Below are 26,830 nucleotides of genomic sequence, written 5' to 3' on the forward strand. Positions count from 1 at the left end.
GATGTCGCGGTCACGGTTTCTGAGGACCATCGGTGGACTGGGAGTCGCGGCTCTCGCCGCTGCCGGGCTATCCGCCTGCGTCGGAACGCCGGGCGGCATCCAAGCAGCCGACAGTTGGACGGTACTCACCTACGAGATCGCTGACACCAACCTCGAACCGTTCATGATGCAAGACGTCGAAGAGATGGGTCAGGTCGGCTCAAAGCCTGGCTTCAACCTGATCTCGTTCGTTGACCGAGCCGAGGGCTACACCGACACCTCGGTTCTCGGCATTCCGAACTGGACCGGAGCGAAGTGGCTTCAGGTCGAGCCGGGCGGCACCGCGAACGTCCTGCAAGACTTCGGGCCGGTCGACACCGGCGACCCGGCTCTGCTGGCGGACTTCATCCGCGAGAGCATCTTGAAGTTTCCGGCCGCGCATTACGCGCTGATCATCTCTGACCACGGTGCCTCGTGGCCGGGCGTTGGCGGCGACGAATCTGCCAACTACGACACGCTGACTCTCGAGGAACTCAATCAGGGCATCGGCGACGGCCTTGCCGGAGCGGGCGTCGACAAGCTCGACCTTCTCGGCTTCGACGCGTGCCTCATGGCGACGTACGAGGTGGCTTCCGTCATGGCCGCCCACGCCGACCGGATGGTCGCATCCCAGGAACTCGAGCCCGGCCACGGCTGGGACTACACAGCGCTGGAGGCCGCCTACCGCGGCGAGTCGGTGGACGACGTCGGCAAGGCGATCATCGACGGCTTCCACAACCAGGCGCTTCAGCAGGGAACGGAGAACGAGATCACTCTCGCGCTCATCGACCTGACCAGATTCAGCGAAGTCGATACCGCCGTGACCGCGTTCGCGAAGGCGATGACCGAACGGGTGTCTGACGTCGCCCCAACGGTCGGTCGAACGCTCGCCCAGACCCTCGGGTTCGGCACCAACCCCGACCCTCGGTATGACACCCAAATGAAAGATCTCGCGATCCTCGCTGGGGAGATCAGCGTCGACGCCCTCGACGTTGCCGACGAGGCGGACAACGTGGTGCGCGCCGTCAACGATGTCGTGCTCGACAAGGTCGACGGCCAGGCAACGCGCGGGGCAACCGGCCTGTCGATCTACTTCCCGCCGGACGGTCAGCTGTACAACCCCGACTATGCGGCGGTTGCGTCGGCCAACGGCTGGGCTGATTTCCTGACGGCTTACTACCACGCCGGCTCACAGATTCCGCAAGGCAACCTGCCGGCGTTTGTCACCAATGACGCGCAGACCCGACTCGCCGATGGTGGGCTCTACATCCAGGGCTCGTTCGGAGCCGACGCCGAGGCGAATATCTCGCATGCCTACATCCAGTACGGAGTTCTGCAGTCCGACGGTTCGGTCAACTTCTTCGGCGAGGAGCCCGCACAGGTCTCGACCGACGGTTCCGGCATCGCGAGTGCGTTCTACGACCTCACCTATCTGACGATCGACGACGGATCAAACCCCGCCTCGCCGTCGTATATGTCGCTCACTCAAGACAGCTCGGGGTCGAGTTCGATCGACGTGCCCCTCAACTACTACGCCCCGGGATCCAGCGATCCGCTGGCTGCCGTACTCACGCTCGGCCTCGATTCTGCGACCGGGCAGATCGTGTCGACAAACTACTACTCGTATAACACCGACACGGGCACGTACGGCGAGCTGACCGCTGACTCGACCGGCTTCATCGAGCCGACTCTTCAGTTCTACGACATCACCGACGGCTCGTACACCTGGCTTCCCGCATCTGACGTGCGTCTGCATGCCGATCTCGGAAGCCTCGAGTACGCGCTTGAAACGTTGCCGTCAGGCACGCAGCTCTACATCGAACTGTGGGTCGTCGACTTCGGCGGAAACGCCGACTACGTGAATGCGGTCGTCACGGTCCCGTAAGGACGATGACTACGCGACGCCAGCCTTTATCGGCCGAACGTCGTCGAGTGCGGCGCGATACTCCTCGATGGCACGCGGCTCGCCCGGTGCCGAGATAAAGGAAGCCCGGATGATGCCCTTGACATCGATCACGAAGGTCGCGCGGTTCGCAAAGCCCTTTTCCTCAAGGAACACGCCGTACTCCTTGGCGACGGCGCCATGCGGCCAGAAGTCGGCCAGGAGCGGAAAGTCGTAGCCTTCCTGTTCGGCGAAAGCACGAAGGCTGGCCTTCGAGTCGACCGAGATTCCGAGAAGTTCGACGTCGTGGTCTTTGAAGATGTCGACGTTGTCACGGAGGGCGCACAACTCGCCCGTACAGACGCCCGAGAACGCCAACGGGAAGAAGACGAGCGCGACGGGCTTGAGGCCTCGAAAGTCGCTCAACCGCACGTGCTCCCCGAACTGATTGGGAAGATCGAAATCGGGTGCCTGGGTGTCGTTCTCCAGAGCCATGGCGGCGCAACGTTCCTTTCGGGTCCGGACCACACTTTCAGGTCCAGCCGCCGATCATACGCCCCGGTACGTCATTAGTCCGGCCAACTAGACTCGTTGCGCGCCATTGCGCGACGCGGTCCACAAGACCGCCCCGCCACCCCAGAACGCTCTGCGCTCGACAACCTATGCGAGGTCACCGGTGTCCGTGAACGACCAGGACCCCTATTCGGTGAACAACACCGACCAGGATCCCGACGAGACAGCTGAATGGCAGGAGTCGCTCGACGCTCTCGTTGCCGCAAAGGGCCATGCCCGCGGCCGCGAGATGATGCTCAGCCTGCTGAAGCGTTCGAAAGACCTGCATCTCGGCGTTCCGATGGTTCCCACCACGGACTACATCAACACCATCGCGCCGGAGAACGAACCCGACTTTCCCGGGGATGAAGAACTCGAACGTCGCTACCGCGCCTGGATTCGCTGGAATGCGGCCATCACCGTGCACCGGGCCCAGCGTCCCGGCGTCGGGGTCGGTGGGCACATCTCGACCTACGCCTCGTCTGCGGCGCTCTACGAGGTCGGCCACAACTGGTTCTTCCGCGGCAAGGACCACCCGGGCGGTGGCGACCAGATCTTCTACCAGGGTCACGCCTCCCCCGGCATGTATGCCCGAGCGTTCCTTGAGGGCCGCCTGAGCGAACAGCAACTGATGGGCTTCCGTCAGGAGCAGTCGCAGGCGCCCAACGGCCTCTCCTCGTACCCGCACCCGCGCCTGATGAACGAGTTCTGGGAGTTCCCGACGGTATCGATGGGTCTCGGCCCGATCAATGCCATCCACCAGGCGCAGGCCAACATGTACCTCACCAACCGCGGCATCAAGGATGCGTCCGACCAGCACGTCTGGGCGTTCCTCGGCGACGGGGAAATGGATGAGGTCGAGAGCCGTGGCGCGCTGCAATGGGCCGCCAACGACAAGCTCGACAACCTCACCTTCGTCATCAACTGCAATCTGCAGCGTCTCGATGGCCCCGTTCGCGGCAACGGGAAGATCATCCAGGAGCTGGAGTCGTTCTTCCGCGGGGCCGGCTGGAACGTCATCAAGGTCGTCTGGGGCCGCGAGTGGGATGACCTGCTCGCCAAGGACACCACTGGCGCGCTGGTCAACCTGATGAACGTCACCCCCGACGGTGACTACCAGACCTACAAGGCCGAGTCGGGCGCCTATGTTCGCGAGAACTTCTTTGGCCGTGACCCGGTAACCGCCGACCTGGTCAAAGACCTGACCGACGACGAGCTGTGGAACCTCAAGCGCGGGGGCCACGACTACCGCAAGGTCTATGCCGCGTTCAAGGCGGCGACCGAGCACAAGGGCCAGCCGACCGTCATCTTGGCCAAGACCGTGAAGGGGTATGGCCTCGGCCCGTCGTTTGAGGGCCGCAACGCGACCCATCAGATGAAGAAGCTGACGTTGGACAACCTCAAGCAGTTCCGCGACGAGATGCGCATCCCGATCACCGACGCCCAGCTCGAGGCGGATCCGTATCAGCCGCCGTTCTACCACCCCGGTGCCGACGACCCGGCGATCCAATACCTGCAGGAACGTCGTCGCGTCCTCGGCGGCTACCTCCCCGAGCGGCGCACGAAGCACACCCAGATTGCGCTTCCCGGTGACGACGTTTACGCCGACATGAAGAAGGGCTCCGGCAAGCAGTCGATCGCGACCACCATGGCGTTCGCCCGGCTCCTGAAGGATCTGCTGCGCGACAAGGGCCTCGGAAACCGGATCGTGCCGATCATCCCGGATGAGGCGCGCACGTTCGGCATGGACGCGTACTTCCCGACGGCGAAGATCTACAACCCCAACGGACAGCACTACACCTCGGTCGACCGCGAGCAGTTGCTCGCGTACAAGGAGAGCCCTCAGGGGCAAATCATCCACACCGGCATTAACGAGGCGGGCGCGTTCGCTGCGTTCACCGCGGCCGGCACGTCGTACGCAACGCAGGGCGAGCCGCTCATCCCGGTGTACGTCTTCTACTCGATGTTCGGCTTCCAGCGCACCGGCGACGCGATGTGGGCTGCCGGAGATCAGATGGCACGCGGCTTCATCATGGGAGCAACGGCCGGTCGCACGACGCTCACCGGGGAAGGGCTCCAGCACGCCGACGGACACTCGCACCTGCTGTCATCGACCAACCCCGCCGTTGTCTCCTACGACCCTGCCTACGGATACGAACTGGGCCACATCGTGCGCACGGGGCTCGACCGGATGTACGGTCTCGACGCGAACGGTCAGCCGCATCCCGACCCGGATGTCATGTACTACATCACGGTCTACAACGAGCCGCTTCAACAGCCTGCAGAACCCGAAGGACTCGACGTCGAAGGCGTTGTGAAGGGAATCTACAAGTTGAAGGGGTCCGAAGTTTTCGGGCCGCGCGCTCAGATTCTCGCGTCGGGTGTCGGCGTTCCGTGGGCTCTGGAAGCACAAGAGATCCTGGCCCGCGACTGGAACGTGGCAGCGGATGTCTGGAGCGTCACCTCGTGGACCGAGCTGCGGCGCGACGGTCTCGCCGCCGACGAACACAACTTCCTCCACCCCGAAGAGCCCGTTCAGGTGCCCTACCTGTGGCAAAAGTTGCACGGATCGGAAGGTCCGTTCGTCGCGGTGAGCGATTTCATGCACGCCGTGCAAGACCAGATTCGGCAGTTCGTCCCGGGCGAATTCCTCACCCTCGGGGCGGACGGCTTCGGGTTCAGCGACACCCGCGCGGCCGCACGACGGTTCTTCAAAATCGACGGCCCGTCGATCGTGGTGCGCGTGCTGCAGTCACTCGCTCGCCGCGGCGCGGTGGCGGCCGACGCGCCCGCGCAGGCCATCGCGCGGTACCGGCTGTTGGACGTGACAGCTGGCACATCTGGATCGGCGGGCGGCGAGAGCTAGTGTGTCCCGTAGCCCCCTCCGCGGTGGCCTAATTGGCGGCACCACGCACGAAGCAGCAGACGCTTGCCTGGCTGCGCACCCTCACGGGCGAGCTGTCGACGGCGACCCTGAAACGTCTCGAAGACACCCTGCCGTGGTACCGCGACATGCCCCCTGGTCGCCGAAGTGCCGTCGGACTGGTCGCCCAGGCCGGCATCACGAGTTTCATTTCGTGGTTTGAAGACCCCAAGTCGATCCCCTGGATCGCGGCGGATGTCTTCGGCGCAGCACCTCGGGAGCTCCTGCGTTCGGTGAGCCTGCAGCAGACCCTGCAGCTCATCCGCGTCACGGTCGAGATCGTCGAGCAGCGCGTCAAGAACGACGATGAGAGCCTGCGCGAAGCCATCCTGCTGTACTCCCGCGAGATCGCCTTCGCCGCCGCCGACGTCTACGCGCGCGCCGCCGAAGCCCGCGGTCTCTGGGATGCGCGGCTCGAAGCGCTCGTCGTCGACTCGATTCTGACCGGCGAATACGACTCAGAACTTCCGTCCCGCATCGCGGCTCTCGGCTGGAACGGGCACGGCGAGGTGAGCGTACTGGTCGGCACCGCACCCAAGATGCTGGATGTCGACATGCTGCGTCGCACCGCGCGTCACCTCGACGCCGACGTGCTGATCGGTGTTCAGGGCAGCCGACTGGTCATCGTCATCGGTCGGGTCGAGCAGGAGGTCGACGAGACGACTCCCCCCGTCGAACAGCGTCCCTTTCTGGAGATTGCCGGTCAACTCGAGCCCGGTTTTGGCTCGGGACATCTCGTCCTTGGACACACCGTCGCGTCGCTGCTGGAGGCCGCACGAAGCGCTAAAGCCGCGCTGGCTGGATTCGCCGTGGCCCGTGCTTGGCGCAACGCTCCCCGACCTGCCCTTGCCGACGACCTGTTGCCTGAGCGCGCATTTGCCGGCGACCCGCTGGCCCGTTCGACTCTGATCAACCGCATCTATCGACCGCTGCACGACCACAGCACCGAGTTGCTGACGACTCTGTGGTGCTACCTCGACAACGGTCGGTCGCTCGAAGCCACAGCCCGCGAATTGTTCGTTCACCCGAACACGGTCCGCTACCGCCTGAAGCGCATTTCTGAGGTCATCGGCTACGACGCAACGGGTGCGCGCGAAGCGCTCATTCTTCAGGCGGCGCTCATCGTCGGTGCGATCGCCGGCTCGCCCAAGAGCCGTAGCTAGAAGCCTCGACTGACGAATCCCCCAACGATTCCGAACTTTCTTGGTCGGATGTATTCGGCCCCGAGTCGCTCGGGCTGGCAGGATGGACTCTCGTGAGTGTCGTCGTCGTAGCCCCAGGGCAGGGATCCCAAACTCCCGGGTTTTTGGAACCTTGGCTCGCCGAATCCCGATTCGCCGATCACCTCGGTGCGCTTGCAGACGCCGCCGGGATCGATCTGAAGGCGCATGGCACGGTCTCTGACGCCGACACCATCCGCGACACCGCAGTAGCCCAGCCCCTCATCGTCGCCGCCTCGCTGCTCGCTTTCGGCGCCCTTGCGAGTCACCGTGACCGACTTGCCGGCGTCGCAGGCCACTCGGTCGGCGAGTTTGCCGCGGCAGCCGCGGCCGGCATCCTCAGCGAATCCGACGCTCTTGCTCTGGTGCGCGAACGCGGCAGCGCGATGGCTCAGGCCGCATCTCTCGAGGCCACCGGCATGGCTGCGGTGATCGGCGGAGATGAGAACGACCTTCTTGAGCAGTTGAACGATCTCGGCCTCTCCCCCGCGAACTACAACGGTGGCGGGCAACTCGTGGTCGCCGGCGATCTGGTTGCTCTCGCGCAGCTGGCGCAGAACCCGCCCGCCGGTTCACGCGTCATCCCGCTTCAGGTGGCCGGCGCGTTCCACACTCGATACATGCTGCCCGCCGTGCAACGGCTGCGCGAAGCCACCTCAGGAATCGCCATCAGCGACCCGACCCTCACCATCTGGACCAACAGAGACGGCGAGACCATCGCATCCGGTGCGGCGTTCGTCGACCTGCTGGTTGGCCAGGTCGCCAACCCGGTGCGGTGGGACCTCTGCATGGCCGCGTTCGAGAACGCCGGCGTTACCGGACTCGTCGAGCTCGCCCCGGCCGGTGCTCTGGTGGGTCTCGCCAAGCGCGGCCTCAAAGGGTTGCCGACCGTGGCCGTCAAAACTCCGGATGACATCCCGGCCGCCATCGCCCTCATCGAAGAACAGAGCAGCGCACCGTCATGACCACTCTGAAGCAGGCCGAAGGCCACAAGTACACGCGCATCCTCTCCCTCGGGGCGGCACGCGGAGATCTCACCGTTCCGAATGACGACCTCGTCGCAGCGATCGACTCAAGTGATGAGTGGATTCGCCAGCGCACCGGCATCATTACCCGCAAGCGCGCCAGCAAGGGCGTCAATGCGATCGACCTGGCTGAGGCCGCGTCCCGCGAAGCGATCGAGAAGGCGGGCATCCGACCCGACCAGATCGGTGCTGTGCTGGTTTCAACGATCAGCAACGTCGCCGTAACCCCGTCGATGGCGGCGTTACTGGCCGACAAGATCGGGGCAACCCCCGCTCCCGCCTACGACATCAGTGCCGCCTGTGCCGGCTACACCTACGGGATCGCGCAGGCCGACGCCCTCATCCGAAGCGGTGCCGCCGAGTACGTGCTCGTGGTGGGCGCGGAGAAGCTCTCGCAGTATGTGCATCCCGAAGACCGGTCGATCTCGTTCCTGCTCGGCGACGGCGCGGGTGCGGCCATCGTTGGCCCCGCCGACGAACCGGGCATTTCGGCGACAGTCTGGGGTTCCGACGGCTCGAAGTGGGACGCCGTGGGCATGAACGGCACCTTCGAGGAGTACCTCGACAAGGTCAAGCCGTGGCCGACGATGCGACAAGACGGCCAGGCCGTGTTTCGGTGGGCCGTCTGGGAAATGGCCAAAGTCGCCAAGCAGGCTCTCGAGAAGGCCGGCGTCACGGTCGACGATCTCGCTGCCTTCATTCCCCATCAGGCGAATATGCGCATCATCGACGAACTCGCCAAGCAACTCGGGCTTCCCGAGTCGGTGATCATCGGCCGCGACATCGAGACAACGGGAAACACCTCGGCCGCATCCATCCCGCTCGCCACCCACCGATTGCTCGAAGAGAACCCGCAACTCAGCGGTGGCCTGGCGCTTCAGATCGGCTTCGGGGCCGGGCTGGTTTACGGCGCTCAGGTCGTTCGTCTCCCCTAGCAGCCCTGTACCCCCGGTAGAATCGACCTCGGTCACTCGAATCCTGACGCTTCACCTCACACGCTTCACCTCAGACGCTTCACCCCTCACACAAGGAGAAACACCATGGCACTGTCCACCGAAGAGGTTCTCGCCGGTCTGGCGGAACTGATCAACGACGAGACCGGAATCGCAACGGACAGCGTGGAACTGGGCAAGTCGTTCACCGACGACCTCGACATCGACTCGATCTCGATGATGACGATCGTGGTCAACGCCGAAGAGAAGTTCGACGTCAAGATCCCCGACGAAGAGGTCAAGAACCTGGCCACCGTCGGCGACGCTGTTTCGTTTATCGTCAAGGCCCAGGGCTAAAGGGTTCAGAGCTAACAACCGCAGGTTTGTAGCTGGGCGGGGGCGAGAGCCCCCGCCCAACTTTTCAGGAACCAGATCTATTCAGGAAGCTGTGATTCGAATGACCAAGCGAATCGTCGTCACCGGAATCGGCGCATCAACGCCGCTCGGTGGAACCGCCCCCGAGACCTGGCAGGCTCTGCTCGCCAAGGAGTCCGGCGCCAATACGCTGACCCACGAGTGGGCGGGCATGTACGACCTCCCGGTGAACTTCGCGATGGAGGCCAAAGTTCGGCCCTCCGAAGTGCTCGAACGCGTCGAAACCAAACGCCTCGACCCGAACAGCCAGTTCGCCCTCATCTCAGCCCGCGAGGCGTGGAAGGATGCCGGCGCGCCCGACATCGACAAGACCCGCCTCGGCGTGGAGTTCTCCACCGGTATCGGCGGACTCTGGACGCTTCTTGACGCCTGGGACACCCTGCGCGAGAAGGGTTCGCGTCGCGTTCTGCCGATGACAGTTCCGATGCTGATGCCGAACGCGGCATCCGCTGCCGTCTCGATGGATCTGGACGCTCGCGCCTTTGCGCGCACCGACGTCTCGGCCTGTGCCTCGAGCACCGAGGCGATCGCCAACGCCTACGACCACCTTCAGGCGGGCTACGCCGACATGATCCTGGCCGGCGGCACCGAGTCGTGCGTGCACCCGATCACGCTCGCGTCGTTCTCGTCAATGCAGGCGCTCTCGCGTCGCAATGACGACCCGCGCGCGGCATCCCGGCCCTATGACATCGACCGCGACGGCTTCGTCATGGGCGAAGGCAGCGCGACGCTCGTGCTCGAGACCCTCGAACACGCGCTGGCCCGCGGCGCCAAGATCTACGCCGAGATCGCCGGCGGCGGCGTCACGAGCGACTCGTACCACATCACCGCTCCCGACCCGGAAGGTCGCGGAGCCTCACGGGCGGTGCTCGCCGCGCTCGCGCAGGCCGGAGCCACGGTCGACGACGTCACTCACATCAACGCGCATGCGACCAGCACGCCGGTCGGCGATATTGCCGAATACAGGGCGCTGCACGCGGTATTTGGTGATCGGGTGAAGGAAATTCCGGTGTCGGCCACGAAGGGCGCTCACGGGCACCTGCTCGGCGGAACGGGAGCCCTCGAAGCGATGATCACCGTGCTTGCGGTACAGAGCCGCACTGCGCCCCCGACGATCAACCTCGACAACCAGGATCCCGAGATCCCCCTGTTCGTGCCCACCGAGCCGCACGCCCTCGGAGATGCCCCGCAACTCGCGATCAGCAACTCGTTCGGCTTCGGCGGGCACAACGCGGTCGTCGCGATCCGCTCCTACGACGAGTAGCGGGCTGCGCGGGGCGGGGCGCGACCCTAACTCTCGGAAATCTGCGGGCTCATCGACGTCTCGTTGACAAGTGCCCCGGATACCGAGAGTTAGTGCCGCCAGGCCGTTACAAACTCGGCGTAGGTTGGAAATGTGACAGTTTCTGACACCTGGACCACGATCGACGACCTCGACGCGCTCGTGGAAGTGATCGGGATGCCGCTCCCGCGCACCGCGAGCAAGGAACGCCAAGCGCTCCTCACGATCGATCGCGCATGGCTCGCGGCATCCCCGTTCTGCGTGATCGCGACCACCGGACCCGACGGCGGCGACGCCTCCCCCAAGGGCGACCCGGCGGGTCAGCTGGTGCACGTCATCGACGACACCACGATCGCGATCGCCGAACGTCCGGGCAACAGGCGCGCAGACGGGTACCGCAACATCCTCAGCGACCCGCGAGTCGGGCTGATCTTCCTCATCCCGGGTCGCGGTGACACCCTGCGGATCAACGGCCGCGCCCACCTGGTGCGCGAGGCGCCGTTCTTCGACGACATGGTCGTCAAGGGCCACCGGCCGCTGCTGGCGATCGTGGTCGAGATCGATCAGATCTTCCACCACTGCTCGAAGGCGTTCCTGCGTTCCCAACTCTGGGATGCCTCGACCTGGGATCCCGAAGGCCAGGTACCGCGACGCGCGGTCATCGCCCAGCTCTGCGAGCGGCCGGATGACTCGATCGAGACGCTCGACGCGTACTACGACGCGCCGAACTACTCGCGCGGCCTCTACGCCTGAGGTCTCCGGCTAAAGCGAGCGGCAACCGGCGTGGTCGCCGCAGTCCCCTTCACCGTCGACGCCGAGCGGCGCGAGCGCGGAGGTGTCGATGATCGTGTCGCCCTCGAGAATCTGGTCGACGTCATCCAGCAGGATCAGCGTGCGCATCCTCAAGCCCTTCCCTTAGCCGACCTTGTGCAGCCAGATCACCGGAGATTCCTCCGATGCCAACCGGAACGCTTCGAGTTCGTCGTCCCAGGCCTGCCCGAGCACGAGTCGCAGTTCGCGGTGGAGTTCGAAGGCGTCTGAGCCGGCGAGTTCCATCGCCGAGCGGATGCGGTCTTCGGGAATGACCAGGTTTCCCGCGGTGTCGGCCTGGGCAAAGTAGATCCCGAGGTCGGGCGTGTGCATCCACCGGCCGCCGTCGGTGCCGAGTCCGGCATCTTCGGTGACTTCGTAACGGAGGTGCTCCCAGCCACGCAGGCCGGATGCCAGAGCCGCCCCGGTGCCCCGGTCGCCTTCCCAGAAGAACTCCGTGCGGAACGAGCCCTTGAGCACGGGCTGCTCACGCCAGTCAAAATTGACGGCACGGCCGAGGGCGCGACCCGCCGCCCACTCGACGTGGGGACGCAACGCGCTCGGTGCGGAATGGATGTAGACCACTCCGCGTGCGATCTTCGATTGCACAGCAGCCACTTCTCTCTCCATTCGTCAGGATGCGACTTCCCCATCGACCTGGTGAATGTGTTCGAGATATATGACTCAAGTGCGATTATGCACGAGAAATGCCGAGAATCACAAGACTGTGATTACACCGGGATGATTCTCAGAAACCGCTGTCACGTCCCATCACTTGGCGTCGCTGTACCGGTCGACGGTAGCCACCGAGACCGCCCACTCGACCGGCACCGGCCCAAACAGCAGTCGCCCGGCCTCGGCGGCCGCATCCCGCATCGCGGTTTCGACGTCAGGCGCCAGTTCAGCTGGGGTGTGCACGATCAATTCGTCGTGCAGAAAGAACACCAGGTGCGGCTTGTCGACCAGGGTGGATCCCGGCAGCTCCCAGAGCCGAGGACGCAGCGACCCCATCCAACACAGCGCCCATTCGGCGGCCGTGCCCTGGACGACGAAGTTGCGGGTGAAACGGCCCCAGGCGGCGGCACGCTGCTGGGTGCGACGCTTCTGGGCCTCGGTGGCGATCTCGTCGTAGCCCAGGCCCTCTCCGGGTGGCGAGGAGCGACCGAGCCAGGTCGAGACGACATCCCCGTGCTCCCCCGCTCGCGCCGCGGCTTCGACGTACGCCATCGCCGCGGGGAACGCCTTCTCGATGCGCGGCTTCATCCGCCCGCTCTCGCCTGTCGTGCCGCCGTAAATCGCGCCGAGCATCCCGAACTTCGCCTGCGATCTCGTTTCGACCGCTCCCGACGAGACCATCCCCTGGTACATGTCGGCCGCTTGTCCGGCGAGTGCCATTGCCCGATCGCCCGACATTGCGGCGAGAACCCGCGGCTCCAACTGGGAGGCGTCGGCAACCACGAACTTCCAACCGGGATCCGGAATGACGGCGCTGCGCACCTGGCGCGGCAACTGCAGCGCTCCCCCGCCATCCGATGCCCACCGTCCGGTCACGACTCCACCGGGGACGTAGACCGGCCGGAAGCGGCCGTCGTGCACCCACTCCTCGAGCCAGTGCCAGCCGTTGGCCGACAGCAGCCGCGACAGGGTCTTGTATTCGAGGAGCGGTTCGACGGCCGGATGGTCGATCTCTTTGATCTCCCACTTGCTGGTCGACTCGACCCGGAATCCAGCGTTCTGAAGAGCCTTGAGCAGATCCTGTTGGGAGTCGAGGTTGAGGGTTGGTGCATCGAGCAGTTCGCGCAGCTTCGCGGCGAGCGCCTCAAGCTTCTCCGGACGACCGCCCGCGACGCGCGGACCCAGGATGTCGGTGAGCAACTCGTCATGTACGCCGACATCCCACGGCAGGCCGGCAAACCGCATCTCGGCCGCAACCAGGGCGCCGACGCTCTCCGCAGCGAGCAACAACCCGAGTCGCGGCACCCCAGCGACTGCCGCCCGCTGCCGGAGGTACTCCGCGACCGGGTCGTCATCGTCGGGCAGCGGCTCGAGGTCGAAGAGGGCATCGGATGCCACTGCCGCAGTTCGCGCGGGACGATCCCAGTCATCAGGGGCGGCACCCGCAATCTCGGAGGTGACCGACGACGCCGAGTTGCGCAGGATCACGTGGCACAGCCGAAGGTCGATGCACCGCTCAACTCTCACGCCGGCGGCAAGCAGCGGTGGATACCAGCGGGAGGTGTCGTTCCACACCCATCGCGGGTGCTCAAGTTCCCGGGCTGCCACCCACGCGGCAAGCCCAACGGGATCGAGGGTCGTGACGACTCCGACGGCGCCGTCATCATCCAGGTCCGTCGCGACAACGCCGGTCGACGTCGAGCGCAGGGTGATCAGCACGCCTTCAGTCTGCCGTCAGCCACACACACCACACTGTCTGACTCAGCGAGGATGGAGGATCGAGGATGGCTACGGAGGTGAACAGATGACACGACGCAGTCCGGTGCGGACCGCGCTCACCATCGGCGCCCTTGCCGTTCTCGCGGCGGGCGTGGTCGCCGGCGCGGCGGCAGTCATGCTGCGACCGTCACCCATCGCCGTCGATGACACCGTCACTCGCGCCTATGTCGCCTCGTCGGGTGAAATTTGGTATCTGCGTCTCACCGCCTTCGTCAACGATCACCGCGAATCCTCGTCCTTGGTCGCTCGACGGTACCTGCGCACGGCAGACCTGCAAACCCTGAACGGCGCGGCCGCAGCGGGGATCACGCCGGCCGGACTCGGGGGCACCCAATCTGCGACTTCCGTCGAGATCGCCTCCGTTCTCGAGCTGCTGCGCGACGGGGCGACGAATGCCGTCCACAAGTCCGGTAGCCCCAACGCGCAGGTGTTCGTCGCCGAGACCCACGAATGCCAGCCTCCGCCGCCCATATATCAGGACGACCCGCGGCCGACTGCCGCTGACCTCGCCGGGCGACCGTTCGGCAACTGGAGTGTGACACCCCCAGATTTCGAAGGCTTTCGGATCACCGCATCAGGCGAGGTTTGCGAGATACACGTGACGGTGTTCTTCGCGGTGAGCGACCCGGCTGTGCTCGCCCGCGCTCGTGCGTATCTCGCAGGTCTCGACCTCTCGACGATCGATGTCTCCGCGGATCTGGCCGATTGGGGAACGGAGCCCGGAGCCTTTGCGCCGTACCCGCGGGCACGTCTCGAGGCGGACCTGATCGGCCTTCGCGTCCTGCAGATCTTGTCCGACTACCTCGACGCGCAGGGTCTCCCCGGCGTGGTCAACGGAGGCGACGCGCCAACTCGGTGCGATAACGACTGACGTCACGCCGACGTCAGCGCGCTCAGCCGTGCAACAGCGAGCCGTCTTTCGCGAGTACGTTCTTCTCGCCCGCTTCGATCGGGATGCCGAAGCGATTCTGCTTCGGCGGCAGCGGGCAGTTGAAGGCGTAGCTGAACGCACACGGCGGGAGGACCGCACGGTTGAAGTCGAGAGTGATGGTGCCGTCGGGGTTCGGAGCGACGAACAGGAAGCGCCCGACGCTGTAGGTCGAGTCGCCGCTCGTGGCATCGGCGAAGACCAGTTGCAGCGCACGACCCGCTTTGAACGCCACGAGGTCGTAACCGACCCCGTCCCGCGAGAACCGGATGCTGCCGGGGATCACCTCTTCGCGAGGGTCCGCCTTGCCATCCTCATCTTTGACGTGCTCAAAGCCCATCGTCGTGCCCTCGGGGTTCTCTGCCCACGCCGCGGTGACAATCCAGTCGGGGTTGTACGGGAAGGTGTCGATTTCGCCGAAGTTCTCGATCGCCTCAGACTTCGCGTCCCACACTCGAAGCGCGTACCCGCCGCCAGCCTGCGTAATGACCACCCCGCGCACGGTATCGCTGAACACGACATCCGACGGGTTCGGGTCATCTTTGCCGCGCACGATGGCTTCACCGTCGACGAGCACGCCATCCACCAGGATGCCGTCAGCCGCAGCAGCGATCACCTTGAGGCCCGACTCTTCCGCGGGGAGCGGTGCCCAGCGGCCCGGAACGCCCCAGATCGGCTGCTCGACGTCGACCACCTGGGTGTTGGTCAGCGCGAGGCTGCCGAGCGGCTGAGTGACCGCCAGTTGCCGCCTCTCGTGAAAGTAGGCGAGCTGCTCTTCGGGTGACTTCTCGGCGGGCACATTCGAAGTCGAGTCGGTGCTCGAGTCGGTCACGGTCATGCGGTCCATCCTCACTCAGGTCACCAGAGTCAACCGTTGGGGACACGGCCGAATTCCCCAACTTCGGGCGACCCGCCCATGGAGCGCATCCGCTGTGTTTAGACTCCGGCCATGCCGTGGAGTGATCAAGCTGCCCGATATCTGCTCGGGTCGACAACGTGTCCCCGGTGTGAGCGCGGTCCGGTCAATTCGGAGTACTGTCCGTACTGCGGAGCCATCCTCGTTGGCCCGATCGCCGACGAATTGCGAGACGTCTCGGCGCAGGCCGCATCGTTGCTGCAGCGGCGCCAAGAGATCGTGGGGCGCCTCACCACGAAGGCTGCCCTCGCGCCCCCACCTGTGGGCGCACCGTCGGCGGTCGGCTCCCCAGCACCGGTGGGAGCCCCTCCGGTAGTCGGGGTCCCTGCCCAACGAACCGCAACGGTCAGTTCTCAGATCAGCCTCCAGTCGGTGCTCGCCATCGCGGGTGCGGCGCTCTTTGCCGTGGCCGTTATCGTCTTCCGGTTCTTCAGTCAGGATGTCGACCTCTCTGCGCGCCGGATCGTGCTCGGAATCGTCACCCTGCTGTTCTTGGGTTTCGCCTGGCTGCTCGCGCGGCTGACCCTGAGATTCTCCGCCGAGGCGGTGGGAGCTCTTGCGATGGTGTTCGTCGCGCTCGACGTCTGGGCGATCTCCGAGCTCGCTCCGGGTGACCTGAGTCCCTGGACGCTCGCGGCGATCTCCACCCTGGTCGCCTCCGTGTTCACCCTGCTGATCGCCCTCCTGGTGCGCCTGCGCACCTGGCTGTGGCTGGGGCTCGTCGGCCTGGTGCTGGTGCCCGCGTTCTTCGGGTACGCGACCGAGGGGCCGTGGTCGACGATCGTCGGGCACCTGGGTGCTGCCGCAGTAGCGCTGGTCGGGTACGAGTTTGCCCGTCGCTTCGCGGCACGCTTTGCCAGCCCCCTGCTCGCCGACCGCGTGACGATGGTCGTGCTCGCGGCGGGCTTCGCAGCCGTCGCGCTGCTCACCCTGCCCTCCATCGCGGTTCACGGACGTGTCGAACGCGATGTCGGCACCGCCGTCGTGTTCGCTGTCACCGCTCTCCTCGCCGCCGCCGCGACCCGCACTCTCGCCGCGAAGGCGTGGAGCGCCGCAGTCGGTGTTCTCGGAGTTGCCGCGGTCGGCATCCTGCCGTTCGCTCTCGACCTCCATGACGACGTATGGATGTTGGCCCTCGTTCCAGCCGCAGCCGCGGTCGCGCTGACGGCCCTCGTCGTGACGCCGTGGCCGGGCACGGTGCGGCGCGCGGCACTCCGCATCGGCGGCCTCGCCGTCATGCTTGCAGCCGCCGTACCCGCAACGGTGATTGCCGGTGCCCAGTTGCTCTCGCCCCTTACTCGCGACCGGTACGGAAGCAGTACCGCGGGCGACCCTTCGTGGTGGTTGGTACCGATGGCGCGGTCGTCGTCCTTGATTCCGGGCGTCATGAGCCTTGCCGCGATCCTGGGCCTCGGCGTTGCCGCGGCCGGTGTGCTCGCGGTCGCCGTAGCCGCCCGGCGCGGCAGCAGCGGCCCAGGGCGTGCCTTCCTCATTCTGAGCGCATGGCTCGCCGGCGCCACCCTGGCTGCGGCGCCAGGTTGGTCAAGCCTTTCTCGCCCTGGGCAAATCGTGTTGGGCATCGTCCTCGCAGCGGGAATCTCGCTGGCGCTGGTTGTGGTGCCGCGCGTTCGAACGGCGGCCCTCGCACTTCGCATCCCGTTGCTCGCGGCAGCGCACGTCATCCTGCTCTACCTCGTCGCGATCTCGTGGGTCGACGACCGCGTGGTCGTTGCCGCCGGCGTGCTGATCGTCGCCTCGTTCGCGCTTCTTGCCCTAGCCATGCCCGCCGCCGCGCGACCTGCCTACGTCGTCGTCGGGTATGGCTTCGCACTCATCATCGTGGCTCGCGGGCTCGACCTGCTCGGTCTCGACGCCATCCCGGTGCTCTCGTACACCGCAACCGCCGCATCGCTCTTTGCGCTCGCGGTGACCCTGATCCGACGCGTGCGCGCACGTCTTTGGTATGCCGTTCTGGGCGTGACCGCCGTCCCGTTCCTGATCGGTGTGGCGACGGTCATCGCGGAACGCACCTGGGAGACCGCACTCGCGAACGCGGCGATCTTCGCCCTGGCACTTACTCTCACTCTGACGCGCCGCCCGGGACTGAACATCGTGCTCCGCAGTGCTGCGGCGGCTCTGATGCTGCCGTCACTCGCGGTCGCGGTCGTCAACCTGGTCCCACGCATCATAGAGACGAACATCGTGCCGGCCTGGAACGGCGGCGGTGGCGCACCCGTCACTCTGCCGATCATCGCAACCTTGGTCGCCCTGGTGTTGCCGATCACGCCACTGGTCGGCGATTCGCTGCGTCGCGGAGAGATTCCGGATGATCAGTCCCGGTCGGTGCAGCGCTGGATCGAAATCTCGGCCTTCGTGACCGGCGCAATCGCGGCCCTCCTTTCGCTCGTGCTTCAGACTCCCGACCTGGGCACCTCGCTCACGGTGTTCGTCATCCTCGGGATTGGGGCTGCCGCCGCGGCAGTATTCGCGAAGCGCCGCTTCGGCTGGTGGGCGGCCGCCGCATCCTGGACTGCCGCCCTGTGGTGCGTCTGGGGCTTGGTCGGGATCGCCGATATCGAGCCGTACGTCTATCCGCCCGCGCTCGGTGCGGCGCTCGTCGGCCTGATGCTGACCCTGCGCGGTCGCAGCGGCGGCGCGCTCGTCGGCCCAGGGCTCGCGATCGCGTTGGCGACATCCCTGGTCGTACTGGCAGTCAGCGGATCGGGACCGGATGCCGTGCTCCCCTGGCGTGCGCTGGCGCTCCTGACGGCATCCCTCGTTCTGCTCGTGATCGGCGTTGTGCTCGACCGCGGGACTGGCCGCTGGCGACTCTCAGTGCTGCGTATTCCCGTGCTCGCGGCGGGGATCGGTGCCGCCGCGGCGGGTGCCGTGCAGGGCGCCCGCTACGGAGTCGGGGCCGATCACCTCGCCACGACTGATTCTCAATCCGTGATGCTGACGGTGCTCGCGTACGCCATCGCCGCGACACTCTTGGCCGCTGCCGCGGGGTTCTCGCTGCGGCTTCGCTCGGCGACCGGTCCCAGCCGGTGGGTGTTGCTTCCGGCCCTCGTCTTCCTCGGGCTCGGCCCGATCACTGCTGTCGCCCCCGGCGCGCCCATGTGGACCCTGTGGGGACTCATGCTCGCGCTTCTCGCCCTGATGATCGTCTCAGTCGTGCGCGCGCTCGCGGGCCCGACCACGTTGCCTCCCGTTTGGGCGACCTTCGCCGTGGCGTGGGCGGTCGCGGTCGCCGGATGGAGCACGCGCGAACTGAACGTGGAATGGTTCTCGCTCCCCCTCGGGTTCGCGCTCACCGCAGCCGGCGTGCTCGCGCTGACGCGCGGCGTCGGTGCGACGGGTGGAACGGCGATCTCGTGGCCGGTCGGCTTCACGCGGTCGTGGGTAGCGATCAGTCCGGGACTCGTGGTGACGGTGCTGCCCTCAGTGCTCGCAACGGGGACCAACCCGGCGACCTGGCGTGCGATCCTCGTGATCGCGCTCGCTCTCGTGATGCTGCTCGGCGGTTCGTTCTTCCGCTACGCGGCCCCGTTCATCCTGAGCCTCGTGACCTTCGGTATCGAGATCATCGTCGTGCTCGTGCGCCTCGGAACGGCGATCGACGCCGTTGTGCTCTACGTCGCCCTGGGCACCGCCGCGACAGTACTTCTCGTCATCGCTATTGGCTTCGAGCGACGCACCGGCGGCGACAAGACCCGCGGGCCTCGGATGCGTGACTTGCGGTAGAGGCTACGGCGCTACCACGGCCTCAGCAGTCGCCGTAGAAGTAGATCGGCGACACGATCTGATCCATCGTGCCTGCGCTGACGAAGCCGCCGACACCCCACGAGTCGGCGCCCGATCCGCCTGCGGCGGTTTGCAAATGCAGCACTCCCCCGCCCGATCCGTCGTCGTCGAATGTGACGTGGGGGTAGGTCGAGAGCACGGTGGCAGAGGTGGTGCCGACTTGCTCTCCGTCAGTGGCCTCGAGGCCAACCCCGCCCGACGTGGCAACCGAAGTCGCCAGCACCGAGTAGAGCGCGCCCGGTCCGACGATGACCTCACCGGGGTCGGAGAGCACGAATCCGCCCCAGTCGTACTTGATGGTCGCCGTCTGGCAGCTGCCGTCGGCGGGAAAGTTCTTCACGACCGGACTACCGATCAGGTCGGTCAGGAGGCTCACCGCAGACGCGCCGGATGCCGTATACGGGATCTCGGTGATGAGTGCGTCGTCGGCTCCGAGAACTCGAATTGACTCGGCCTGGATCACCAACGTCACCGCCTCCGGCGCGGCTGTCGTCGGCGAGCCACTCGGAGTCGCACTCGAGGCGGGCGAGCCACTTGGGCTGGAGCTGCCGCCCCCCGGTGTGGCTGTCGGAACGCAGCCCGCCAGGGCAACGAGTGAGAGTGCCGCCACCGCAATTACTGCATTTCGTCGAGCAGTCGTCATGTCGAGAGAGTAAGTCATGATTGCTCCGTTTCGTTATGCCCAGCGCGAGCTTCATTTTCACGACGGATGGGCGGGGTCTTCCGGTTGACACCCCGACGACGCGCGCGCACGACCACAATGAGAAGCACCAGGGAGGCGATCTGAGCCGGGATCGTGATGATGCTCAGAGTGCCTGCGTCAGGGTAGAGCGCCCCGGCCACCACCGCCCCTGCGAACGTCCCGGCTCCTTGAAACACCGCGAAGACCCCGTAGGCCGTTCCGCGTCTGGCGACCGGAACGAGGTCGGCCACGAGCGCTTTCACGGTCGAGTCGTGCACACCGGTAGCCGCACCCCACACCATGACGCCCACGATCACCCAGGCAAAGGTGGATGACAGCGTCAGCACGGGGATGGCGGCGACCATGACCGGCACGACGAGGAGCACCGCTCCCCCAAAAGTGTCGTAGGCGCGACCGGTGATCACGGCCGCAACCGCCGCGGCCGCCATCCCCACCGCGTACACCAGCGGCACCGCTGCGACGTCAACGAGTCCGGCGTCGGTCAGGTGGAACGACATGACCCCGAAACCCACGAGCCCGAAGCTGGTGAAAGCCGCCGAGAGGCTAAACAAGTACAGGGAACGCGGAATCGCGCGCGACGACGAGACTGCTGCCTGAGGTTGGGCCGATCTCAGCAGCGGCGCACTGAACGCTCCCGGATCGGGAACGCGCCGCCGCATCCACAACAAGAACGCCAACGCGAACAGCCCCGGGATCGCCAGGATGGCGAACGCCGGCCAAATCGCGCCGCTGATCGCGATCACGGCCGCCACGATCAACGGCCCCGAGAACGCCCCGACCTGGTCGAGGAGCTTGTGAACGCCGAATCCGCGGCCACCACCGACCGCGGTGGCGGCGTGGGCGAGCAGCACCGTCTTCGCGGGACTCCGGATCGCTTTCCCGACCCGCTCGACGACGATGAGCGTCGCCGCCACCACGACCCCGGCCGGTCCGATCCACGGGGTGAACGCGAGCAGCGGAATGCACAACGCGGTGAGCGCGTAGCCGCCGATCGCGAATCCCCAATACCGTTTGGTGCGATCCACGAGCGGACCAGACACGAGTCGCAGCCCGTATCCTGCCGCTTCAGCGCCACCTGTGACGATTCCCACGACCAAAGCGCTCGCGCCGAGTGACGCGAGCAATGGTCCCTGAATCGATTTCGCCCCGTCGGCGACCAAGTCGACCGCGAGGCTGACCAAACCGAAACCCACAACGACTCGCCACGCGCTCCAGCGGGGGTCCGGCAGCACTCGGTCGCTCATGGCACGAGGTTACGGGCGCGCGGGTGAGCTGTGCAGCCGCCTGTTAGCTGTGCACCGGCCCGCCTTCAGGAACACCTAAGGAGTGGCCAGCTAGGGTCGACGGCGTGACCAGCATGACCCGCCACGGACGACTCGCACGACTCGGCCCCGTCAAGCCCATCCTCTCTTTCGTCGGGGCTGCCGTTGCGGTGGTTCTCGTCAGCACAGCATCCGTCGCGGGCATTGCCGTCTGGCAGATCGGCACGAGCTTTCAACCCGGCGTCAACATCCAAACCAATGGCGAGCCCCCGCCCGCGATCGGCCCGATCGACGAGCCGGTCAACATTCTTCTCGTGGGAAGCGACAGTGGCGACGGCAACGCGGCCTATGGGGCACGCGGAGAGACCCTCAACGACGTCACAATCCTGTTGCATATCTCCCCGGTCAGCCACAGCGCGATCGCCGTCAGCCTGCAGCGCGACATGTACGTGCCGATCAACGGCACCGCGTGCCACGGCAACCAGGGGACGCGCAAAATCAATGAAGCGCTTGCCGACGGCGGCCTCGCGTGCGCTGTGTCGACGGTGGAGTCGCTGACCGGCCTCAACATCGGTTACGCGGCGAAGATCGAGTTCGATGGCGTCATCGCGATGTCCAACGCGGTGGGCGGCGTCGAGGTCTGTGTAGCGGTCCCGATGCACGACCTGCAGATCCACTTCGACTTGGAAGCCGGCACTCATACCTTGCAGGGATGGGATGCGTTGCAGTTCTTGCGCAGCCGGCACGGCGTGGGCGATGGCAGCGACACCACCCGGGTCAGCAACCAGCAGTTGTTCCTGTCCGCGCTCATCCGCAAGATCAAGGCCGAGGGCACCCTGTCCAATCCGCTTACGGTGTACGCGATCGCGCGGGCCGCGGCGGAAAACATGCAGTTGAGCACCTCGCTCAACTCCGTCGACGCGATGACTGCGATGGCACTCGCGGTCAAAGACATCCCGCTGGCTAACATTTCGTTCGTCCTCTACCCCGCGGGACCCACCGAGGTCGACGGCGTCAGCGGCGTGAAGCCGATCGTGGGCAGTGCGAAAGTGCTGACGGATGCGATCGCGGCCGATGCGCAGATCGTGGTCACCGGACATCCGGGCGGCGGAGTGGTCGGGGGCGCGGATGTCGTGGAGACGCCGTCCCCATCTCCGACGAATTCGCCGTCCAACCCGACGACACCCCCCGACACGACGGCCGTCGTTCAGCTACCTCCGTCAATCAACGGGCAGGTCGCGACACAGCAGACCTGCACAGACGGCAACACCTTCTAACGCTCGACGCCGACCGCTTCGTCGTGAGTGGGCCGGTCGCGGTCATGGAGGGTGACCTGCCCTAGGCTCGCGCTGAACGATCTACGCATGCTGGCCACCGAAAGGAACGATCAATGACCGACGCTTCGAATCCCCCACCGCCCCGCGCCGTCTTGCCGACACGGCGGGTCAACAAGGTCGTGTACATCCTGCTGACCTTCTTTTTCGGCGTAATCGGGGTTCACCGGTTCCTGCGCGGTCAGATCGGCCTAGGCATCCTCTACATCCTGACCGCTGGGCTTTTCGGAATCGGCGTCCTGATCGACTTCATTATTGCGTTGGTCAAACTCAGTTCGTACCCGACCGACGACTACGAGTTCAGCTATATCCCCAACGGACAATGGGCATTGCCGAGCCAGCACTAGTCGCAACCCAGAACTCGTCGCAACCCAGCACTAGTCGCAACAGAGACAAAGCCCCTCAAGACCTCACGGTCACGAGGGGCTTTTCTTCTGTGGCTGGACCCAAGTAGGGCGGGCGGGACTTGAACCCGCGACCCAGGGATTATGAGTCCCTTGCTCTAACCAGCTGAGCTACCGCCCCGCGCCGTTCACTCCGGGCTGATGCGCGGGATGGGAACAGGCTCGGTAACCGGGTCGGTCACCGCGTCCCCACGATACAGCGCCTCGAATACGTCGACGGTGTGCTGAAGGTCGTGCTTCGCGACGATCCGTTGCGAAGCTTTCTTCATCGACGTGTACTCGGCAGGGGCGGCCGTGAGCACGGAAGTCAGGTGGGCGGCGAACTCGGGAATGTTGCCCGGTTCGTACAGGTAGCCGTTCTCGCCGGGGTGCACGAGGTGCGGCAGGGCCATGGCGTCCGCCGCAACCACGGGAAGCGCGGATGCCATCGCCTCCATGGCCGCGATGCACTGCAGTTCGGCGCGCGACGGCATCGCGAACACGGCACCAGCCGTCAGGATGTCGCGCAGCTGCTCGTCTGACGTCGCGCCGTGGAAGGTCACGACGTCGGCGATCCCGAGATCTCGCGCGATCTTCTGAAGGCGGTGGAGGTCTTCCCCCATCCCGACGATGTCGACCTTCGCCCCGAGCGCAGGGTCGAGGAGGGCTGCCGCCTCGAGCAACTCATGGATGCACTTCTCTTCGTCGAGCCGCCCGACAAAGACGATCCGATTCCCGACCCGCGGCTCATAGTTCGGGTGGTAGTTGGCGGCATCGATGCCGTTCGAGATGGAGTGCACGCCGCGCAGGCCGGTCATCTGCTCGAAGTAGTCGCTCGACCGCTTGGTCGGTGTGGTGACCTCATCAGCAAGTCCGTAGACCTTGCCTGCCGCCTTCCACTGCACGCGAATGAGCCAACGCAACAGCGGCGGCGGAAGAATCGTGACGTGCTGAGCGATGTTCTCGGCCATCACGTGGTTCGTGCCGATCAGGCGGATACCGGCTGCCTTCGCGGCGGGCGCCAGCCCGTTGCCGATGATGATGTGCGACTGGAAGTGCACGACATCCGGCTTGACCTCTTTCATCAGCCGGCGACCGTTGGGCTTGGCGCGCCAGGGCAGAGCAAAACGCAACCAGGGATGCGGGTACCAGCGCCAGCTCGTCAGACGGTGAACCATCAGCTGGATGCCGTCATGCATCTCGAAGCCTTCACGCCCCGGGCCATCAGGTGACGGTGCGACGATGTGCACCTCGTGACCTCGACCGGCGAGCACAACGGCGAGGCGTTTGACGAAGGATGCGGAACCGTTGATATCCGGGGCGAAGGTGTCGCCGCCGATCAGGATTCGCACTCGGATGACGCTACCCGACCGGAGCGTCAGTTCCGTGCGTTACCCGCTGTGTCTGCGGGGTGTGCCGCGAGAGTTGGAACACTCCGTAGATCGCGATCGCGCCCGCGACGAACCAGACCGGCACGACCCACAGCGGTGCGTTTGCCGCCTCGCCCAGCACGCTGACGCCGAGGGTCACCGCCACCAGGGGGTCGACGACGGTCAGTCCGGCGATCACCAAATCCGGCGAACCGAGCGAGTACGCGGTCTGCACGAAGTAGGCACCGAGGGCCATCGCGGCGAGCAGCGCAACGATGCACCCGATGGTCAACCACTCGAATGGTCCGGGAATAACGCCCGCCACCAGGTTTCCGAGACGGTTGATAACGACCTTGGCGAGCGTCGCGACGAACCCGTACAGGATTCCGGCCGACACGATGTAGAACAACGCCGTTGCGCGCTTTCTGAACAGGATGAACGCCAGCGCAAGCAACACGATCACGCCGCCGAGCACGCCCAGAATGATCGCCAGCTGAAGTTCGGTGATGAGCTGTTCCGACGCGACGAACGCCGCGACAGTGACAAAAAGTGCGATGCCTGCGACACAAAACCCGATCGCGCGCAACACGGCGCCTTTGATTTTCACACCGGTCACGCGCGAGTTGACGATTGCCGTGATGACGAGCGCCACAGCTCCGATCGGCTGCACGACGATCAGCGGGGCAAATCCCAGGCTGGTCAGTTGAAAGAGAATCGCCAAACCCAACATGACCGAGCCGATGAGCCATGACGGTCGCGCGAGGAGCCGCAGCATCTGGCGAACGTTGAGCCCGGCCTTGTTCCCGGTGCCGTGTCGCTGCTCGACGACCTCGACACCTCGGTGCTGGAACTGCGCGCCGAGCGACAGAAAGATCGCACCGACCAGGGCGATGGCGATCCCGATCGGTGCGTAGTTGCCGATGGCGCTCACGCCGGTCAGGTCGTCGAGCTCGATCACTCCAAGAATCTACTGGTCGCAGCGCCGATATCCTGTGCGAATGGCCGTTCGACCCATCCTGATCACGGGCGACCCGGTGCTGCATGCCGTCGCCCAGGCGGTGCCTCAGATCGACGAATCTGTGCGCCAACTGGTGAACGATCTCGAGGAGACCATGGCGGCCGCTCCGGGCGTCGGTCTTGCCGCCCCCCAGGTGGGCGTCTCGCTGCGCGTCTTCGTGTACTCCTGGGTCGATGACGACGGCGTCGTTCACAGCGGCACAGCGATCAACCCCGAGTTGCTCGTCACCCCGACCGAGCTCGGCGATCTGGACGACGACGAGGAGTCAGAGGGGTGCCTCTCGATCCCGGGTGAGCGCTTCCCGCTACGACGATCGGTAGATGCCGTGCTCACCGCGACCGACCTCGACGGTCAGCACTACGAGCTACGGGTTTCGGGCTGGCTGGCCCGCATCTTCCAACACGAGTTCGACCACCTGAACGGCATCCTGTACGCCGATCGCCTCGTGCACCCCCACGACAAAGAGATCGCGAAGGCCGTGCGCAAGCGGAGCTGGGGCTCACCCGGTCAGTCCTGGACCCCGGGGCTTGACCACCTCGAGGGTTAAAGAAAAGACAGCCGACGACTTTCGCCGCCGGCTGTCCTCGCGCCACCTCGTGGCTCGTCCACTGTTACGCAGTCGGCGGAACAGCCCCGCTCGCCCGAATCACTTCGAGGCGTGCGCGGTACTCCTTCTCGTCGATGTCACCGTTCGCGAAACGCTGCGCGAGGGTCGACTCGGCGCTCGACGCGGACTGGGCGCGTGCCCAGTAGGCGTGCGGGCCGAAGCCGCCCATGCCGTAGCCGTAACCGCCGTGGCGCTTGCGCCACCGGCGTCCGAAGATCGCGAACAGGATGATCGGGATGACGACGAAGAACAGCGGGATGAAGAGCAAGAACAAGCCGCCGCCCCAGTGGTGGAAGGCGAGGGCGCTCACAGCAAGTGCGGTGAACATGTGGGGTGTCTCCGTTTCTGCGAATCCTGAGTGGATCCGACATCCCCACATTCGTCCGATGTCGCGAGAAGCGAATCCGCTGCCGGGAGTGATCCGGCTACTCCCGCGGGAGCAAGTTTCGGCGCTGACGCTACTCCGAGCCGGGTGTGACCAGGCCGCTCTCGTAGGCGATGACGACGAGTTGCACGCGATCGCGGGCGAGGAGCTTCGACATGATGCGTGAGACGTGGGTTTTTGCCGTCAGGGGGCTCAGGTAGAGGCGGCCGCCGATCTCGTCGTTCGTCAGACCCTGCCCGACGAGCGTCAACACCTCGCGCTCGCGATCGGTCAGGTTCACCAGCGCCGAGACGTCGGGCTCAGCTCGCAGATTGCCCGCGACGCGCTCCAGCAAACGTTTCGTGACGCTCGGGCTCAGGAGCGCGTCGCCGCCTGCGACCACCCGCACGGCGCGGATCAGTTCCACCGGTTCGGTGTCTTTCACGAGGAACCCGCTCGCTCCGGCTCGGATCGCCTGAGCAACGTACTCGTCGAGTTCGAAAGTGGTGACTACGACGACGTGAGTCCCAGCGAGCGCGGGGTCGGCGACGATCTGCTCGGTCGCCCAGAGTCCATCTCCGTCAGGCATCCGGATATCCATCAGGACG

24 protein-coding genes and 1 tRNA gene are annotated in these 26,830 nt (G+C 65.6%); 13 read left to right on the forward strand and 12 right to left on the reverse strand.

The features are described from left to right. Position 1 precedes the first annotated feature (1 nt). On the forward strand, positions 2-1,903 hold the full coding sequence (locus tag ABIR17_RS02150; RefSeq protein ID WP_348002713.1) for a clostripain-related cysteine peptidase: 1,902 nt from the start codon (positions 2-4) through the stop codon (positions 1,901-1,903). A gap of 9 nt (positions 1,904-1,912) precedes the next feature. On the opposite strand, the gene ABIR17_RS02155 is transcribed toward ABIR17_RS02150, so the two are convergent. Continuing rightward, positions 1,913-2,395, reverse strand: a complete 483-nt coding sequence (locus tag ABIR17_RS02155; RefSeq protein ID WP_348002714.1) for a peroxiredoxin — start codon at positions 2,393-2,395, stop codon at positions 1,913-1,915. 181 nt (positions 2,396-2,576) lie between these two features. Here ABIR17_RS02155 and aceE point away from each other — a divergent pair, with 181 nt between their 5' ends. The 7 genes from aceE to ABIR17_RS02190 all read left to right on the forward strand — a co-directional run bounded on the left by aceE (position 2,577) and on the right by ABIR17_RS02190 (position 11,022). Then, the gene (gene aceE, locus ABIR17_RS02160) at positions 2,577-5,318 is read left to right on the forward strand and encodes a pyruvate dehydrogenase (acetyl-transferring), homodimeric type (RefSeq protein ID WP_348002715.1); all 2,742 of its coding nucleotides are present in this window, start codon (positions 2,577-2,579) and stop codon (positions 5,316-5,318) included. A gap of 32 nt (positions 5,319-5,350) precedes the next feature. Then, positions 5,351-6,538, forward strand: coding sequence for a helix-turn-helix domain-containing protein (locus ABIR17_RS02165; protein WP_348002716.1), 1,188 nt, complete (start codon positions 5,351-5,353; stop codon positions 6,536-6,538). Between the two features lie 92 nt (positions 6,539-6,630). Continuing rightward, positions 6,631-7,560, forward strand: a complete 930-nt coding sequence (locus ABIR17_RS02170; RefSeq protein WP_348002717.1) for an ACP S-malonyltransferase — start codon at positions 6,631-6,633, stop codon at positions 7,558-7,560. Then, positions 7,557-8,555 (forward strand): beta-ketoacyl-ACP synthase III, encoded by a 999-nt coding sequence (locus ABIR17_RS02175; protein ID WP_348002718.1) that lies wholly within the window; start codon positions 7,557-7,559, stop codon positions 8,553-8,555. The genes ABIR17_RS02170 and ABIR17_RS02175 overlap by 4 nt, the downstream gene beginning before the upstream one ends. A gap of 105 nt (positions 8,556-8,660) precedes the next feature. Then, entirely contained in the window at positions 8,661-8,909 is a 249-nt protein-coding gene (locus ABIR17_RS02180) for an acyl carrier protein (protein WP_348002719.1), read from the forward strand. Between the two features lie 100 nt (positions 8,910-9,009). After that, positions 9,010-10,251, forward strand: coding sequence for a beta-ketoacyl-[acyl-carrier-protein] synthase family protein (locus ABIR17_RS02185; RefSeq protein ID WP_348002720.1), 1,242 nt, complete (start codon positions 9,010-9,012; stop codon positions 10,249-10,251). Between the two features lie 132 nt (positions 10,252-10,383). After that, the gene (locus tag ABIR17_RS02190; RefSeq protein WP_348002721.1) at positions 10,384-11,022 is read left to right on the forward strand and encodes an MSMEG_1061 family FMN-dependent PPOX-type flavoprotein; all 639 of its coding nucleotides are present in this window, start codon (positions 10,384-10,386) and stop codon (positions 11,020-11,022) included. A 9-nt stretch (positions 11,023-11,031) separates the two neighbouring features. Here ABIR17_RS02190 and ABIR17_RS02195 read toward each other — a convergent pair whose 3' ends face one another. The 3 genes from ABIR17_RS02195 to ABIR17_RS02205 all read right to left on the reverse strand — a co-directional run bounded on the left by ABIR17_RS02195 (position 11,032) and on the right by ABIR17_RS02205 (position 13,473). Then, entirely contained in the window at positions 11,032-11,169 is a 138-nt protein-coding gene (locus tag ABIR17_RS02195; RefSeq protein ID WP_348002722.1) for a hypothetical protein, read from the reverse strand. Between the two features lie 15 nt (positions 11,170-11,184). Next, a complete protein-coding gene (locus ABIR17_RS02200) occupies positions 11,185-11,688 on the reverse strand; it encodes a DUF3145 domain-containing protein (RefSeq protein WP_348002737.1) in 504 nt (167 codons plus the stop codon). Positions 11,689-11,850: 162 nt separating this feature from the next. Next, entirely contained in the window at positions 11,851-13,473 is a 1,623-nt protein-coding gene (locus tag ABIR17_RS02205) for a bifunctional 3'-5' exonuclease/DNA polymerase (RefSeq protein WP_348002723.1), read from the reverse strand. Between the two features lie 85 nt (positions 13,474-13,558). Here ABIR17_RS02205 and ABIR17_RS02210 point away from each other — a divergent pair, with 85 nt between their 5' ends. After that, positions 13,559-14,404: a hypothetical protein gene (locus ABIR17_RS02210; protein ID WP_348002724.1), complete on the forward strand. Its 846-nt coding sequence runs from the start codon at positions 13,559-13,561 to the stop codon at positions 14,402-14,404. A gap of 22 nt (positions 14,405-14,426) precedes the next feature. Here ABIR17_RS02210 and ABIR17_RS02215 read toward each other — a convergent pair whose 3' ends face one another. Then, complete coding sequence (locus ABIR17_RS02215) at positions 14,427-15,299, reverse strand: DUF1684 domain-containing protein (protein WP_348002725.1); 873 nt, start codon at positions 15,297-15,299, stop codon at positions 14,427-14,429. Between the two features lie 111 nt (positions 15,300-15,410). On the opposite strand from ABIR17_RS02215, the gene ABIR17_RS02220 reads away from it, so the two are divergent. Then, complete coding sequence (locus ABIR17_RS02220) at positions 15,411-19,121, forward strand: hypothetical protein (protein WP_348002726.1); 3,711 nt, start codon at positions 15,411-15,413, stop codon at positions 19,119-19,121. Positions 19,122-19,143: 22 nt separating this feature from the next. Here the strand turns inward: ABIR17_RS02220 and ABIR17_RS02225 are convergent, their stop codons facing one another. Together ABIR17_RS02225 and ABIR17_RS02230 are read right to left on the reverse strand one after the other, a co-directional pair. Then, positions 19,144-19,842: a hypothetical protein gene (locus ABIR17_RS02225; protein ID WP_348002727.1), complete on the reverse strand. Its 699-nt coding sequence runs from the start codon at positions 19,840-19,842 to the stop codon at positions 19,144-19,146. Beyond that, positions 19,839-21,128, reverse strand: a complete 1,290-nt coding sequence (locus ABIR17_RS02230) for an MFS transporter (RefSeq protein WP_348002728.1) — start codon at positions 21,126-21,128, stop codon at positions 19,839-19,841. Before ABIR17_RS02230 ends, ABIR17_RS02225 begins: the two co-directional genes overlap by 4 nt. Before the next feature lie 113 nt (positions 21,129-21,241). Between ABIR17_RS02230 and ABIR17_RS02235 the strand changes: the two genes are divergently transcribed. Both ABIR17_RS02235 and ABIR17_RS02240 read left to right on the forward strand, forming a co-directional pair. Next, entirely contained in the window at positions 21,242-22,423 is a 1,182-nt protein-coding gene (locus ABIR17_RS02235; RefSeq protein ID WP_348002738.1) for an LCP family protein, read from the forward strand. Positions 22,424-22,536: 113 nt separating this feature from the next. Beyond that, entirely contained in the window at positions 22,537-22,827 is a 291-nt protein-coding gene (locus tag ABIR17_RS02240) for a TM2 domain-containing protein (protein ID WP_348002729.1), read from the forward strand. 104 nt (positions 22,828-22,931) lie between these two features. Here ABIR17_RS02240 and ABIR17_RS02245 read toward each other — a convergent pair. The 3 genes from ABIR17_RS02245 to ABIR17_RS02255 form a co-directional block, all read right to left on the reverse strand. Further along, positions 22,932-23,005, reverse strand: a tRNA-Ile gene (locus tag ABIR17_RS02245). A gap of 7 nt (positions 23,006-23,012) precedes the next feature. Then, entirely contained in the window at positions 23,013-24,215 is a 1,203-nt protein-coding gene (locus ABIR17_RS02250; RefSeq protein ID WP_348002730.1) for a glycosyltransferase, read from the reverse strand. A gap of 10 nt (positions 24,216-24,225) precedes the next feature. Beyond that, entirely contained in the window at positions 24,226-25,191 is a 966-nt protein-coding gene (locus ABIR17_RS02255) for a DMT family transporter (RefSeq protein ID WP_348002731.1), read from the reverse strand. 40 nt (positions 25,192-25,231) lie between these two features. Between ABIR17_RS02255 and def the strand changes: the two genes are divergently transcribed. Next, a complete protein-coding gene (gene def, locus ABIR17_RS02260) occupies positions 25,232-25,798 on the forward strand; it encodes a peptide deformylase (protein WP_348002732.1) in 567 nt (188 codons plus the stop codon). Positions 25,799-25,862: 64 nt separating this feature from the next. On the opposite strand, the gene ABIR17_RS02265 is transcribed toward def, so the two are convergent. Together ABIR17_RS02265 and ABIR17_RS02270 are read right to left on the reverse strand one after the other, a co-directional pair. Further along, positions 25,863-26,186, reverse strand: coding sequence for a hypothetical protein (locus ABIR17_RS02265; protein ID WP_348002733.1), 324 nt, complete (start codon positions 26,184-26,186; stop codon positions 25,863-25,865). 130 nt (positions 26,187-26,316) lie between these two features. Continuing rightward, on the reverse strand, positions 26,317-26,830 hold a 514-nt coding region (locus tag ABIR17_RS02270; protein ID WP_348002734.1), incomplete at its 5' end, for a response regulator transcription factor.

Source organism: Pseudolysinimonas sp., assembly GCF_039912695.1.
Taxonomy (GTDB): domain Bacteria; phylum Actinomycetota; class Actinomycetes; order Actinomycetales; family Microbacteriaceae; genus Pseudolysinimonas_A.